The organism is Pseudomonas sp. SW-3 (genome assembly GCF_016615645.1).
GTDB lineage: Bacteria > Pseudomonadota > Gammaproteobacteria > Pseudomonadales > Pseudomonadaceae > Aquipseudomonas > Aquipseudomonas mandelii.
On sequence record NZ_CP067098.1, the window covers coordinates 3915458 to 3929077 of the forward strand.

The 13620-nt window shown below is 59.8% G+C and carries 11 protein-coding genes; all 11 read left to right on the forward strand.

Translation table 11 applies throughout. The features are described 5' to 3' along the window. Window positions 1–8: 8 nt before the first annotated feature. The 11 genes from JIO00_RS17465 to JIO00_RS17515 all read left to right on the forward strand — a co-directional run bounded on the left by JIO00_RS17465 (window position 9) and on the right by JIO00_RS17515 (window position 13609). Window positions 9–1169 (forward strand): outer membrane beta-barrel protein, encoded by a 1161-nt coding sequence (locus JIO00_RS17465; protein ID WP_077749462.1) that lies wholly within the window; start codon window positions 9–11, stop codon window positions 1167–1169. Between the two features lie 12 nt (window positions 1170–1181). Beyond that, window positions 1182–1715: a polysaccharide biosynthesis/export family protein gene (locus tag JIO00_RS17470; protein ID WP_077749463.1), complete on the forward strand. Its 534-nt coding sequence runs from the start codon at window positions 1182–1184 to the stop codon at window positions 1713–1715. A 2-nt stretch (window positions 1716–1717) separates the two neighbouring features. Then, complete coding sequence (locus JIO00_RS17475) at window positions 1718–4033, forward strand: GumC family protein (RefSeq protein ID WP_077749464.1); 2316 nt, start codon at window positions 1718–1720, stop codon at window positions 4031–4033. 168 nt (window positions 4034–4201) lie between these two features. After that, window positions 4202–5593 carry an undecaprenyl-phosphate glucose phosphotransferase gene (locus JIO00_RS17480; RefSeq protein WP_234452897.1) on the forward strand — a complete coding sequence of 464 codons (1392 nt, stop codon included), beginning with the start codon at window positions 4202–4204 and terminating at the stop codon, window positions 5591–5593. A gap of 48 nt (window positions 5594–5641) precedes the next feature. Continuing rightward, window positions 5642–6982: a UDP-glucose dehydrogenase family protein gene (locus JIO00_RS17485; RefSeq protein ID WP_077749466.1), complete on the forward strand. Its 1341-nt coding sequence runs from the start codon at window positions 5642–5644 to the stop codon at window positions 6980–6982. Between the two features lie 13 nt (window positions 6983–6995). Then, window positions 6996–7700: a WecB/TagA/CpsF family glycosyltransferase gene (locus JIO00_RS17490; RefSeq protein WP_200666433.1), complete on the forward strand. Its 705-nt coding sequence runs from the start codon at window positions 6996–6998 to the stop codon at window positions 7698–7700. 2 nt (window positions 7701–7702) lie between these two features. Next, window positions 7703–8785 carry a glycosyltransferase gene (locus tag JIO00_RS17495; protein ID WP_200666435.1) on the forward strand — a complete coding sequence of 361 codons (1083 nt, stop codon included), beginning with the start codon at window positions 7703–7705 and terminating at the stop codon, window positions 8783–8785. Continuing rightward, on the forward strand, window positions 8782–9894 hold the full coding sequence (locus JIO00_RS17500; protein ID WP_200666437.1) for a glycosyltransferase: 1113 nt from the start codon (window positions 8782–8784) through the stop codon (window positions 9892–9894). Before JIO00_RS17495 ends, JIO00_RS17500 begins: the two co-directional genes overlap by 4 nt. Next, window positions 9891–11204 carry an O-antigen ligase family protein gene (locus JIO00_RS17505; RefSeq protein WP_200666439.1) on the forward strand — a complete coding sequence of 438 codons (1314 nt, stop codon included), beginning with the start codon at window positions 9891–9893 and terminating at the stop codon, window positions 11202–11204. Before JIO00_RS17500 ends, JIO00_RS17505 begins: the two co-directional genes overlap by 4 nt. Before the next feature lie 17 nt (window positions 11205–11221). Further along, the gene (locus JIO00_RS17510; RefSeq protein WP_234452898.1) at window positions 11222–12175 is read left to right on the forward strand and encodes a glycosyltransferase family 2 protein; all 954 of its coding nucleotides are present in this window, start codon (window positions 11222–11224) and stop codon (window positions 12173–12175) included. 15 nt (window positions 12176–12190) lie between these two features. Beyond that, window positions 12191–13609 carry an oligosaccharide flippase family protein gene (locus JIO00_RS17515; protein WP_077749472.1) on the forward strand — a complete coding sequence of 473 codons (1419 nt, stop codon included), beginning with the start codon at window positions 12191–12193 and terminating at the stop codon, window positions 13607–13609. Window positions 13610–13620: the final 11 nt, after the last annotated feature.

Below are 13620 nucleotides of genomic sequence, written 5' to 3' on the forward strand. Positions count from 1 at the left end.
GCCAGGACATGGCCTTGAATTCACGCTGCCCTTTTGCACTGATCATGGCCTCCCTCTACCCTGGAATGGCCTGGAGTATTGATCCGGCACCTATTGATGTTTACGGGTTCGATTTCACACCTACCTTTCTGTTTTCAGAAAGCTATGACGATAACTTTCGAGAACTGGAGAACAACAAACAGTCCTCGATGGTCACGAAGCTGGCGCCCTCTTTCGAACTCAAGGCCGAAGATCGCAACAGCGCTACCCGACTGACCTGGCAGCCCATCCGCTACATTTATCACGACGAGTCGGATGCCTCGAACACCGCACAACGGGTGCGGGCGGACAGCATCATGGAGTTCACTGACCGGCACCGTCTGAAGCTCGACGCCGAATACCGCAAGTGGGAGCGCACCGAGGACACGGCGGTCGACGGCATCAACGACAAGCTCAATAACAAAAGAGTCGGTGGCCTCTATACCTATGGCGCCAGGAGCGCTGACAACCAGATCGATTTTGGCGCCAGTTACGCGGAACTTCGCTACGACAACGCCGACGGCATCAATGACGACAAAGAGCGCAATACCGCCGCCCTGACCAGTACCTGGTATCACCGCATCGGTAGCAATACCCGTGGCCTGCTCGAGTACGACCACACCAATTTTGACTACCAGGAACCCAACAGCCCGCGCAGCAGCAAATCCAACGCGGTACTCGCCGGTGCCGTCTGGGACATTACCGCAAAGACCACCGGTAAAGTCCGTGTCGGTTATGAGAAAAAGGACTTCGACAGCAGCGAATCCAAAGACCTCGACAACCCCACCTGGCAAGTGGACCTGCAATGGAAACCACGCACTTATTCGACATTCACCCTTGTGGCCCGCCAGGCTCTCGCCGAGGGCGACGACGGTGCCGATGCCGTCAAGTCCACCTTCACCCAGGTCGGTTGGCGCCATGGCTGGACCGAACGGATCACCACGATTGCACAGGCCGGGTACGGTCGTTATGTCTACGAAGGCGAAAGCCGAACCGACAACTATCAGGACTACAACCTGGCCGTGGTGTATGCGATGCGCCGCTGGCTGGACATCGAGCTCGGCTATCGATTCCGCGACAACGACTCTGATGCCGACGACCAAAGCTACACCCGCAACGTTGTTCAGATCAGCTTCAACGTCAGCCTTTAAGAGGGTTTCGACATGAACTCACGCACCCTGGGCTTATTGCTCGCACTGCTTGTGCTACCCGATACCTACGCCGCAGACCCTGATACCCAGTACAAACTGGCCGCTGGCGATGTCTTGCGCATCATCGTGTTCGGCGAGCCGGAGCTGAGCATTAAAAAAATCCGCCTCAGCGATGCCGGCACATTTTCCTATCCGTTCCTGGGTGAGATTTCCGCCAAGGGACTCACACCCGGCCAGGTCGAAAAGATCATCGTCGACGGACTCAAACAAGGCTATCTGAACGACCCGAAAGTCAGCTTGAGCCAGATCGAATACCGCTCGTTCTACATCAACGGCGAAGTGAAAAAACCCGGCAGCTATCCCTTCATACCCGGACTGACCCTGGAAAAAGCCATCGCTCTGGGCGGTGGGCTGACCGAGCGAGCTTCCATCAAACGCGTGACCATCTTGCGCGGTGATGGCGGCCCGACCCTCACCGATGAGGTCACGCGAAACACCACGATTGCCCCCGGCGACACCATTTCCATTGCACAAGGCTTTTTCTAATCATGGACAACAGCCCTAGCACCTACGTCGAACGTCCTCTGCAAACGCATCTGCATCAGCAGTACAGCGACGACAAGGACACCATTGATCTTCTCAAACTCTGGAGGGTGATCTGGCGCGCCAAATGGAGCATCGGATGGTTTGTCCTGCTGTGCGGTTTGCTGGCGGTCGTTGTGGTCTCGAACATCACCCCGCAATACGTCGGCAGCACCACCTTGCTGTTCAACGATAAAACCCCGCCGCTGATGTCCTTCCAGCAAGTCAAGGACTCAGGCAGCAACGCCACTGATTACTTGCAGACACAACAGGCGCTCCTGCAATCACGGGACCTTGCCGAACGAGCGGTAAAAAAACTCGAGCTGACGACCAACCCGGTCACCGATCCGCGCCAGCAATCGAAGCCATGGTTCACGCCACGCCAATGGCTGGCCGACCTGAACCTTGATCAATGGATCCCGGGGCTGGGCGGCCTGTTGAAGCCGATGAAAGCTGAGCCAAGTGAAGATGATGTCTTCAATCAGGTCACGCAGAACCTCATGCTGCACACCAGCGTCAAGTTCGTAGGAAAGAGCCAACTGCTCGAAATCGAGGTCGAGCTGCCAGACCCTGTCCTGGCGGCAGCGGCGGCCAACGCGTTGGCCCATGGCTTTACCGACAGTCAGCTCGACACCAGCGAAAAGTCCTCGCAGACCACCACCGCGTGGATGAACACACGATTGGTCAAACTGCGCGACAACCTGCGTGTTGCCGAGAAAAAGCTTCAGGGCTACCGGGAGGAACAAGGCCTGGTCGATGTCGGCGGGGTTGCCACCATCAGCGCCAACGAACTGGAAATGACCGGCAATCGCATGGTCGACGCCCGCCGCAACCGCGCTGAAGCCGAGAGTGAATACCGCCAGGCGAAAGCCCTGAGCAACGGCGACCTGAGCCGACTCTCCAGCGTGCCGGCAGTCTTGAGTAACCCGTTGGTCCAGCAATTCCAGGCGGACCGAGCCAAGGCGCAAGCCAAGGTCGACGAGCTGTCAGGACGCTATGGCCCGAAACACCCGAGCCTGATTTCCGCACAATCGGAATTGCGCGCCGCCACCACCAGCCTGCAATTGCAGGTGCAGCAAGTGGTCGCCGGGATCGAACGGCAATACCAGCTGGCCTCAGCCAGTGAAGCTTCGCTGCGCCAATCCTTCAACAGCAACAAGGCGCAGATCCAGGACATCGCCCGCAAGGAATTTCAGTTGCGCGAATTCCAGCGGGAAGTCGACAGCACCCGTGCACTGTATGAAACCTTCGTCACCCGCTTGAAAGAAACCGCGGCCACTGCCGATATGGACTCCACCAAAGTGCGCATCGTCGACCCGGCGATTGTGCCAGTGGAAGCGAGCAAGCCACGTAAAACATTGATTGTCGGGATCGTCGGGTTGGTGGCTGCAGTGATCGGCGTCGCGTTGGCGCTGCTCTTCGACAGCCTGAGTAACACCTTTAAAACCGACGAGACGATTGAAAGCACGCTTAACATTCCTCTGCTCAGCGTGGTGCCGCTGGTGATGAAGAAAAGTCGCCGCCAATTGGCGCGCTTGTTCGAAGACAACGACAACCCGCGCTTTTCCGAGACCATCCGCAATCTGCGCACCTGGCTGATGTTGCAAAGCAGTGAAATGCCGTCGCAGGTGGTACTCGTGACGTCGACCGTTGCCGGTGAGGGTAAAAGTACCATTGCCACCAACCTGGCCAGTTCCCTCACTTCGCTGGAGCGAGTGTTGCTGATCGATGCCGACATGCGCCAACCGACCCTTTCACTGAACTTCGATTTTCCGCCTGACAGCCCGGGACTGGCCAATGTCATTGCGGGCACCGCCAGGCTTGAAGACTGCATCGTTTCGGTGGGCAATCTGGACATGCTGCCGGCTGGCATGGTCATGCCGCCTTCGCGTGATCTGTTCACCGCGCCGCGCCTGCCTTCCCCCGCCGAATCGCTAAACCCGTCACGCCAGCCTCCACCGCAGGATCTGCTCAGTTCGCCGCGCATGGCGCGCATGCTTGAGGCGCTGAAGTCGCGTTACCGCCACATCATTATCGACTCACCGCCTGCGGAAATGATCAGCGATGCACTGTTGCTGGCCAAGCATTCGGATGCGGTGATCTATGTGGTCAAGGCCGACAGCACGCCGATCAGTCAGGTGCAGAAGGGCATTGCCATGTTGCAGCAAAGCCATGTGCCGGTATTTGGCACCGTGCTCAACCAGGTAGACCTGCGCAAGGCGCGCAAGTACGGCTACCACCATTCCAAGACGTTTTATAACTACGACTTCGCCCCCCGCTGACACCATAAAATCTGCGGCGAGGCCGAACGGGGCAAGCCCCCTCACCACAGTCTTTCTGCCATCACCACACATTGCTTCACCTCTGCCGAGCTACGGAAAAGCCTGCGGGAGCCACGCCGTGCGCGCCCATCAGCGCTGATGCATTAATTCTGCCTTGAGGTTAAGCCCATGACTCCTCTCTATACCGCTCACATGACACACCGCCGAGGCCTGACGTTCTGGGGGCAGTGGTTGTGTGCACTGACGCTGGCGACTTCGCTGCTGATGCTGCTCGTGTATTGGCGCGTTGGCAGCCTCACCAGCGAATACCGCATCCTGATAGTTCTGACGGTGCTCGGATCGGTGCCGATCTACAGCGTGATGCAGGTTTACCACAAGCGTCACGGCCTGGTGGTCGGGCTCGGCCGGTTGCTGGCCGGCTGGCTGATCCTGCTGGCCGTGCTGGCGGCCATTGCCTTCATCACCCAGACCAGCGCGATTTACTCGCGCCAGGTCATCATGGTCTGGGCGGTGCTGGGCTTTGTCGCCCAGGCTGCGATGTTTCTGCCCCTGCATTACTTCGCCCGGTTGCACTCGCGGATGGTCTGCAACGAGCGTCGTGCGGTGATCATCGGCACCTGCCCGACCGCCCATGAACTGGCGAAAAAACTCTCCAGACCAAACCGTGCGCTGGTCATGGGTTTCATCGCCGCAACCGACAATAGCGGCCCGGCCCCCAGCATCCTGCCGTTGCTCGGCCACGTCGATTCGATCCGCGAAATCATCACGCGCCTGGATGTGCGCCGCGTTTACATTGTCCTGCCGATGACGCATGCCGCCACCATCGAAGCGCTGTACATCGACCTGCTGGACATGAATGTCGACGTGGTCTGGATCCCGGATTTCGGCAGCATGGTATTGCTCAACCATTCGATCTCGGAAATCGAGCGGATGCCCGCCATTTACCTCAACGAAAGCCTGATCAGCTCCCATCCGGCCAGCCTGTTTTGCAAAGACCTGTTCGAACGCAGCCTGGCCGCCGTGGCCATTATTGTCCTCAGTCCGATGCTCTTGACGGTGGCGATCGCCGTCAAGCTGACTTCCGCCGGTCCCGTGCTGTTCAAGCAAAATCGCCATGGCTGCAACGGCGAAGTGATCAAGGTCTGGAAATTTCGTTCGATGCGCCTCCACGACGATAGCGAAGTGCACCAGGCCACCCGTGACGATGAACGCGTCACGCTGATCGGACGCTTTCTGCGCCGCAGTTCCATTGACGAGTTACCGCAGCTGTTCAACGTGTTGTTCGGGCAAATGGCCCTGGTCGGTCCTCGCCCGCATGCGGTCACCCACAACATTTACTACACCGGCAAAGTGCGCGCCTACATGGCCCGTCACCGCCTCAAACCGGGGATTACCGGATTGGCCCAGATCACCGGGCATCGAGGCGAAACCGAGACGGTGGAAAAGATGCAGCTGCGCGTCGCCCAGGACCTCAACTACATCAACCAATGGTCGCTGTGGCTGGACATCAAGATCCTCATCAAGACCCCCTTCACGCTGTTCTCGAAAAACATCTACTGACCCCCTGCCCCCTCGTTGATCACTGTCACGCCGACCTGAGGTTTGATCATGAATGTGAGCGTATTTGGTATTGGTTACGTGGGCCTTGTCCAAGGCGCCGCGCTGGCGGAAGTGGGCCATAACGTCCTCTGTGTGGATGTCGACGCCGACAAGGTACAGGCGCTGAAGGACGGCACGCTGCCGCTCTACGAGCCGGGGCTGAAAAGCCTGGTCCACAGCAATTACCAAAGTGGCCGGCTGCAGTTCGGCACTGATCTCGCCAGCGCTGTCCACCATGGTGATGTGCTGTTGATTGCCGTGGGGACACCGCCGGATGAAGACGGGTCGGCAGACCTCAAACATGTATTGAGCGTTGCGCAAACCATCGCGCTGAACATGGACCGGCATCACATCATCGTCGATAAATCCACCGTCCCCGTCGGGACCGGTGACCGGGTTCGCGCGCACATCGAGCAGGTGCTGGCCGACACCGGTCGCTGCAATCTGACCTTCGACGTGGTCTCCAACCCCGAGTTTCTCAAGGAAGGCTGCGCGGTCGAGGATTGCATGCGCCCGGACCGGATCATCATCGGCACCGACAGCCAACACGCCGAAGAGGTCATGCGCGAACTGTACGAACCGTTCAATCGCAACCGCGAAAAGATCATCGTCATGGACCTGCGTAGCGCCGAACTGACCAAGTACGCCGCCAACAGCATGTTGGCAACCAAGATCAGTTTCATGAACGAAATGGCCTGCCTCGCCGAAAAACTGGGTGCCGATATCGAGATGGTCAGACACGGCATCGGCTCTGATCCGCGCATCGGTTATCAATTCATCTATCCGGGTGTGGGCTACGGCGGGTCGTGCTTTCCCAAGGACGTGAAGGCGCTGATACAGGCCGCCGCCAGCGTCGACATCGATGCTCGGGTACTCAAGGCCGTCGAGTCGCGCAACCACGAACAGAAGGCCAGCCTGTACACGAAGATTTTCAATCACTTCGACGGCGCCCTTCGCGGCAAGACCTTTGCCCTGTGGGGGTTGAGTTTCAAACCCAACACCGACGACATGCGCGAGGCCCCCAGCCGGGTACTGATGGAAGCCTTGTGGCACGCCGGCGCCAGCGTCCAGGCGTTCGACCCCAAAGCCATGGAGGAGGCCCAGCGCATTTACGGATCGCGCGACGACCTGACCCTGGCCGGCACCAAGGAGGCTGCCCTGAAAAATGCCGACGCCTTGATCATCGTCACCGAGTGGCAATCGTTTCGAGCCCCGGACTTCGACTTGCTCGGCCGGCAGCTCAAGCACCCGCTGATTTTTGACGGACGCAATCTGTTCGATCCGCAGCGGTTGAGCAAACGGGGTTTTACCTACGTCTCCGTGGGCCGACAGACCCGCTCAGTCATCTGAAAGGAGCGGCGCCATGATCAGGCTGGAATTAGTCGGGCAATACTCAACGAAGTTACTGGAGGCCAACCAGGCCTATTCCTTCATCAACTTCGCGTCCATTGGCAGTGTTTTCGAGCAGCACCCGAACACCGTCACCTATTTTTGCGACGGCATGCTGATGTCGACTTTCATGTCGCGTGTGACCGGCAGGAGGATCGGACGGGTCAGCTTTGACTTCACGTCCATCGCCGACCTTGTGCTGCGCAGCGCCGAGCAACAGGGCAAGCGCGTGTATTTCGTCGGGGCCCGGCAAGCGGAACTGGAACTGTTCGTCAGCAAGATCAAGGCCCTTTATCCACGGCTGACCCTCGCCGGTTACCACAACGGTTACTTCAATGCGTCCCAGGCCGAGGGCATTCAGGCCGACATCTGCCGCAGCGAAGCGCACATCCTGATCGTGGGCCTGGGTGCCGGACTGCAAGAGCAGTTCGAGCAGGACGCGTTGCGCGCGGGGTTTCGCGGGGTCGCCTTCACCTGTGGCGGGTTCATTCGTCAGGAAGCCCTGGCCACGCGCAACTATTACCCGGCGCTGATCAATCGCCTGCATATGCGCGCGTTTTATCGCATGTATCGCGAGCCCCATACGATCAAGCGCTACCTCATCGACTACCCGAACAACTTTGTGCACCTGTTGGCGCTCATCGCGTCACGCAAAGTCGCCATCAGCGTTGAGGAATGACCATGCACATCCTGTTTATTCTCAAGGATTTCAAGGTGGGCGGCGGCGTCGAGCGCGTCCAGCAACGGCTGTCCGAGCAGTTTCTCAAGGATGGCCAGCGCGTGAGTTTTTTCGTCATGAACGGCGACACGCCGGACACGGAAGGTGTTCAAACGCTCGGCAGCGCCAGCGGTGGCGGCATCGTCGGCCTGCTCAAGTCCATTGTGCAGTTGCGCCGGCTCATTCGCCGTGAGGGCGTCACCCACGTGATTTCCGCCAAGGAGCAAGCCAACCTCTGCGCCTGGTTCGCCACCTTGGGCACTCCTTGCAAAGTCATTTACAGCCGCCACGCGGCACTGGATTGCACTGAACAGAAAACCGGCCCTTCAAGCCTGCGCCTGCTCTATACGTTGTACCTCTGCGGTAGCGGCAAAGTGGTCACGGTCTCCACCGCCTTGCGCCAGTCCCTGATCGACGTGATGCCCTGGGGTCGGCAACGGATCCGCTATTGCCCCAACGCTGTCGTCACCGAACAACTGCTTCAAGCCGCACAAGCGCCGTTACCCGCTGATTTGCCCCGCGACTATTGGTTGAGCCTGGGCCGCCTGGTGGAACCTAAAGGGTTTCATCTGTTGCTGGATGCCTACGCCCTGGCGTTGCGCAGCGAAACACTGCCGGACCTGGTGATTGTCGGTGACGGTCCGTTGCTCGATGCACTGACCACTCAGGCAGCCCGACTGGGCATCACGCACCGGGTGCATTTCACCGGATTCCTGAGCAACCCCTATCCGCTACTGAGGCACGCACGGCTGTTCATTCTGAGCTCCGTGCAGGAAGGCATGCCGACCGTCCTGATCGAGGCGCTGGCACTGGGCACGCCCGTGCTGGCATGCGACTGCGAGACCGGCCCGAGGGAACTGCTGGACAACGGTCGACTGGGTCAACTGGTCGCCGTCAACGACGTACCGGCGCTGGCGCGGGGAATGCTTCAAAGCCTGACCGCACAAAGCGGCGTTGCACCTAGCGCAAAAATGCTCAGTGACGCCATCCATCCGTACACCAGCCAGCACGCCGCGCAAGCGTACTACCAGGTATGGAGCCAATGAAAAAGCTGCTGATTATCCTGCATGACCTCGGCGCAGGCGGGGCTGAAAAAATGATGGCGCGCCTCGCCGGCGCCCTGGTGGACGCTGGCAATGACGTGACCTTGCTGTTGCTCACCGGCGGCGGCCTCCATGCGGCGAACCTCGACCCGCGTGTCAAGAAAGTTGAACTGCAAAGCCAACGCACCGCACGCGCGGTGCCGGCACTCGCACGATTTCTGCGCGCCAATCGCTTTGACGCGCAACTGGCGGCCCTCACGCACGTCAACGTGGTGGCGATCGCCGCAGCCGTGCTGTCCGGCACGCTGGCACGCCTGCACGTCAGCGAACGCAATGCGTTTTCCCATGACAAACACGTCAACCCCGACTTCATGGTGCGGGTCGCGTATCTGGTGGCGCCACTGCTGTATCGGCTCATTCCCAACCCGGTGATCTGCGTCTCGCGCGGTGTCGCCCAGGACCTGGTCGATACCACCCTTGCGCGTCGCCAGGACGTGACCATTGCCGACAACCCGGTGCTCGATAACGACTTCCGCGACAAGTCGCCTGGGCCGCCAAGCCACCGCTGGCTGCTGGAAAAAACCGGTTCGGTGATTGTCGCCGTGGGTCGCCTGGTGCCGCAAAAAGGCTTCGACACCTTGATTACAGCGTTCGCCGCGTTGCCGGATTCCGACGCCCGCTTGATCATTTTTGGCGAAGGCCCGCTCAGGGCGCAGTTGCTTGACCAGGCCCGGACGCTGGGCGTGGCGGATCGCTTCGACCTGCCGGGTTACACCTGTGAGCCTCTGGCAGAAGTGGCCGCGGCGGATTGCTTTGTGTTGTCGTCACGCTTCGAGGGCAGTCCCAATGCGCTGGTAGAGGCCTTGTCCACGGGTACACCGGTGGTGGCGACTCGCTGCCCCCATGGTCCTCAGGACATCCTCATCGGCGGCCTCGTCGCACCGCTCGTCCCCGTCGACGACCCGATCGCGCTGTCGCAGGCGGTTGCCCTGCAACTCTCCACACCACGGGACCTGCAACGTCATTCCCGCCTGAATGCGGCCACCCGGTTCATGAATGCCAGCGCGGTGCAGACCTACCTCGCCGCGTTGCTCGGGAGTCCGTCATCATGAGCACACTGCAGATCAGGTATTCGACGTTGCGCGATGGCTTCACCTTGTTTGGCGTGCTGTTCTACATCCAGGTGATCACGTTTGCCCTCAGTCTGGGGGGCGCCTCCAGCTTCGGCGACATCGATAAAGACCTCGAAGGCAACGTCGCCAACCAGATCTGCGGCCTGATCACACTGTTGGTGCCCTTGTTCTTCTTCATCCGCAACAAGGTGTTCCTCAGCAAAACCTTTTACCGCAGCAACTTCTTTCTGCTGGTGTTCATGCTCTGCGTCATCGCATCGATCGGCTGGTCCCACGACCCGATGCTGAGCCTCAAGCGGTTCATCGCGATGCTCAGCGTGGTGTTTTTTGCCGGTTTCATAGCCTACAACTACCCCCTTGAAAAAATCACCTTCATGCTCGGCTGTGCCATCGGCGTGGCGGCGTTGATCGGATTGATACTCGCCGTGGTCATGCCGGGCGTCGCGTTCTTGTCCGGTGGTATTCGCGACGGCGCATTCAAGGGTATTTTTGCCGAAAAGAACGCCGGCGCCCGGCTCAACGCGATTGCCATCCTGCTGTTGCTGCCGATGATCCGCCAACGCAACCGCTGGGCCCTCTTCTGCTCGTTTTTTTCGCTGATTGCCATCCTGCTTGCCCAGTCGGCGACCGGCGTGGCATTGATTCTTTCCGGCACGTTGAGCTACTGGTATTTCCTCACCCTGATCCGCCTGCGTATCAACCGCTCGCAGTGGCTGTTCTTCGGTTGCACGCTGGCGTTCCTGCTGGTTTGCCTGCTGCTGTACAACCACCTTGCGTGGCTGCTGGAGATCGCCGGCCGCGATCCGTCACTCACGGACCGCACGCTGATCTGGGAGTTGCTCGCGCCCTTTGTCGACCAACAATGGCTCAAGGGTTACGGCTTTGGCGCCTTCTGGGCCAGTCCCGACGCCAATGCGTTCATCCTTCGCTGGGGCTACATCGGCAACGCCCACAGCGGCTACATGGAGACCCTGCTCAACGGCGGCGTCATCCAGTTGACTGCACTGGCGTTGCTGCTGGGCGAAGCGCTGTTCAAACAATACCGCGCCGTGACGGCGAACCAGGCGGCGCAGTTTCGCGCCAGTGCCCTGGTGATCATCGGCTTGTTCATCGTCACCAATTATGTGGCGTACGTGATTCCCAACTACCGCTCCGCCGAGTTCCTGGTGTTCTGCACCCTGGCCCTGTCCTTTCGGCGTCACCACGCGACCTACCCCGAATTATCACCGACACCCCTGCGCCAGCGTCCGTCTGGCGGGGGATTCCCGCGCGATTCAGCCCAGGCGTAATCAAAGGAGAAACACCCGTGTCAGACCAAACCTCCCCTCTAGCGCATTCAGTGTGCGTCGTAATCCCGATGTACAACGGCGCCGGCAGCATCGAGCAAACGCTGACGTCCCTGGTCGAGCAAACCCGGCTGCCCGATCACGTGATCGTCGTCGACGATGGCTCCACCGATGACGGCCCCCAACGGGTCAAAGACTTCGTGGCGCCGTTTCGCCTGACGCTGTTGCAGCAAGCCAACGAAGGCCAGGCCAGCGCCCGCAACCACGGATTGCGGCACTCGGAAGAGACGTTTGTGGCGATGCTCGATGCCGATGACCAATTTCGTCCACAAAAGCTGGAGCTGCAACTGGCCCTGTATGACGAACTCACTCATCAGGGACGGTCGGTGGGGCTGATCGACTGCTACACGCAGGTCAATTACAGCGACGGCCGGCGGCAACTGGACAACCGGCGCAAGAACGGCCGGCATTTCTACGATTTCATCCACGCCAACGTCGTCAATGGCGTCTCCACTGCGCTGGTCAAGCGCGAGGTGATCATGCAACTCGGCGGCTTCGATGCCAGCCTGCGTTACTCCGAAGACCGCTACATGTGGACCCGGATTGCCGAACACTGGGAGATCCACACGGTGCCGCAGGTGCTGCTGGAGCGCACGGTCAACGGCGGCAACATGACCGCGCAGCCGAAGAAGTATTACCAGAACAAGATCCGGTTCATCGAGGTGTACCTGGCCCGCTATGGCGCGCAGCTCAGCAAGCAGCAACGGATCGATTTCGTGCTGGGCAACCACACAGATTTTCTCAATGCCTTTTCCCGACGCGACGAGCATGCCGAGGTGCTCGACGTGTACCGGCGAATGCTTGAGTGCTCCTGGCAAGCACTGATCTTCGCCAACGGCAAACCGACCTTGCGCTACCTCTATGCCCGCGCCAGAACCTTGCGCAAGGCAACGGCGTCAACCACCGCTCATTGAACCGGTCCCACACCCATGGCCAATCATCGCCTCATTACCCTAGGGTGGATCTTCACCGAGAAATTCGGCCTGATCTTCCTGTCCATGATTACGTTTGTCGTGTATGCCAGGCTGCTGTCGCCGGCGGAACTGGGTGTGGGCACGGTCATCATTGCCATCGTCGAGTTGATCGGCCTGGTGTACTCATCGGTTCTGGAAGACCCGCTGGTACGACTTGAACGACTGGAGGACAAACACATCACCACGGCCTTCTGGGCGGCGGTGCTCGTCAGCCTGGTGTCCATCGTCGTCATCTCGGGCGCAGTGATGCTGTACACGCCCGACCCGGTGCTGCAATGGATGACGGCGGTGGCCTCGGTGAAAATCCTGTTCACCATGATGGCGCGCGTCTACGTGGCGCAGATGCGCCGCAACGGCAACTTCAAGATGCTGGCGTCACGCACGTTACTGGGCAAGGTGTTTGGCGGTGTTGCCGGCATTGCTGTCGCACTCTGGGGGCTGGGGGCATGGGCGGTAATTGCCCAAGCGGTGATCATGGAACTGGTATCCATCATCGTGTTGATGCTCGGAGACCGGCGCCGCATTGCCTTCCATATCGATGGTCCGGTCTTGCGCGAACTGTTGAAGTCCGGCGCACCGGTTGCCATCAACGCACTGAGTTCACAAACACTTCAGCGCGGGGTCAACGTGGTGCTCGGGATGACGGCCGGCGTCAACGCGGTCGGAATGTTCAACATGGCCATGCGCATCATCGAGCTGCCGCGCACTGCGATTTACAACGGCCTGTTGAGCTATGCGCTGCCGGCATTCGCCCGGCGTAGCGCGGAGCCGTCGCGGCTCCTGGGGATCATTGGCGATTCAACCGCCGTCAGCGGCTTTCTGTTGACGCCCCTGTTCATTGGCATCGCGCTCACGGCAAACGACCTCATCCCGTTGATATTCGGCGCCAAGTGGACCGACGCCATTCCCCTGCTGCAAGTGCTGGCCTGCACGGCGGCCATTGGCAACACCGCCATGTACGCCACGACGGCACTGGTGGCAGTCAACCGCAGCCACCTCACGATCAAGGCTGAAGTGGCAACCACCGTTCTCGCGCTGGCGCTGGTCTACACCCTCGGCAACCTGTATGGCGGCATGGCCGCTGCCCTTGCTCTGCTGGCGCGGATGCTGATCATCACGCCGCTGCAAATCCGTGGGCTCATCGCGGCCATCGGTTACGGCTGGCAGCGGTTCTTCGACTCCAATTACCGCAGCGTGATTGCTTCGGTCGTCATGGCCGCAACCGTCCTGTCTGTTTCACCGCAGCTGGGTTTGCACGGCTATCTGCATCTGTTCTGCAACATCGTGGTTGGCGCGCTGAGCTATGCCGTGGCGTATAGCGTCATGCACCCGCGCTGGCCGCAAGAATTCAAATCGGTTTTCACCGCCCGCTGAATTCAATCCCT

What these genes read in the sequence shown, in the direction of transcription:
- JIO00_RS17480 (WP_234452897.1), top strand. Translation starts at nt 4,202, where the DNA reads ATGACTCCTCTCTATACCGCTCACATGACACACCGCCGAGGCCTGACG.
- JIO00_RS17475 (WP_077749464.1), top strand. Translation starts at nt 1,718, where the DNA reads ATGGACAACAGCCCTAGCACCTACGTCGAACGTCCTCTGCAAACGCAT.
- JIO00_RS17505 (WP_200666439.1), top strand. Translation starts at nt 9,891, where the DNA reads ATGAGCACACTGCAGATCAGGTATTCGACGTTGCGCGATGGCTTCACC.
- JIO00_RS17495 (WP_200666435.1), top strand. Translation starts at nt 7,703, where the DNA reads ATGCACATCCTGTTTATTCTCAAGGATTTCAAGGTGGGCGGCGGCGTC.
- JIO00_RS17490 (WP_200666433.1), top strand. Translation starts at nt 6,996, where the DNA reads ATGATCAGGCTGGAATTAGTCGGGCAATACTCAACGAAGTTACTGGAG.
- JIO00_RS17465 (WP_077749462.1), top strand. Translation starts at nt 9, where the DNA reads ATGGCCTTGAATTCACGCTGCCCTTTTGCACTGATCATGGCCTCCCTC.
- JIO00_RS17485 (WP_077749466.1), top strand. Translation starts at nt 5,642, where the DNA reads ATGAATGTGAGCGTATTTGGTATTGGTTACGTGGGCCTTGTCCAAGGC.
- JIO00_RS17515 (WP_077749472.1), top strand. Translation starts at nt 12,191, where the DNA reads ATGGCCAATCATCGCCTCATTACCCTAGGGTGGATCTTCACCGAGAAA.
- JIO00_RS17500 (WP_200666437.1), top strand. Translation starts at nt 8,782, where the DNA reads ATGAAAAAGCTGCTGATTATCCTGCATGACCTCGGCGCAGGCGGGGCT.
- JIO00_RS17470 (WP_077749463.1), top strand. Translation starts at nt 1,182, where the DNA reads ATGAACTCACGCACCCTGGGCTTATTGCTCGCACTGCTTGTGCTACCC.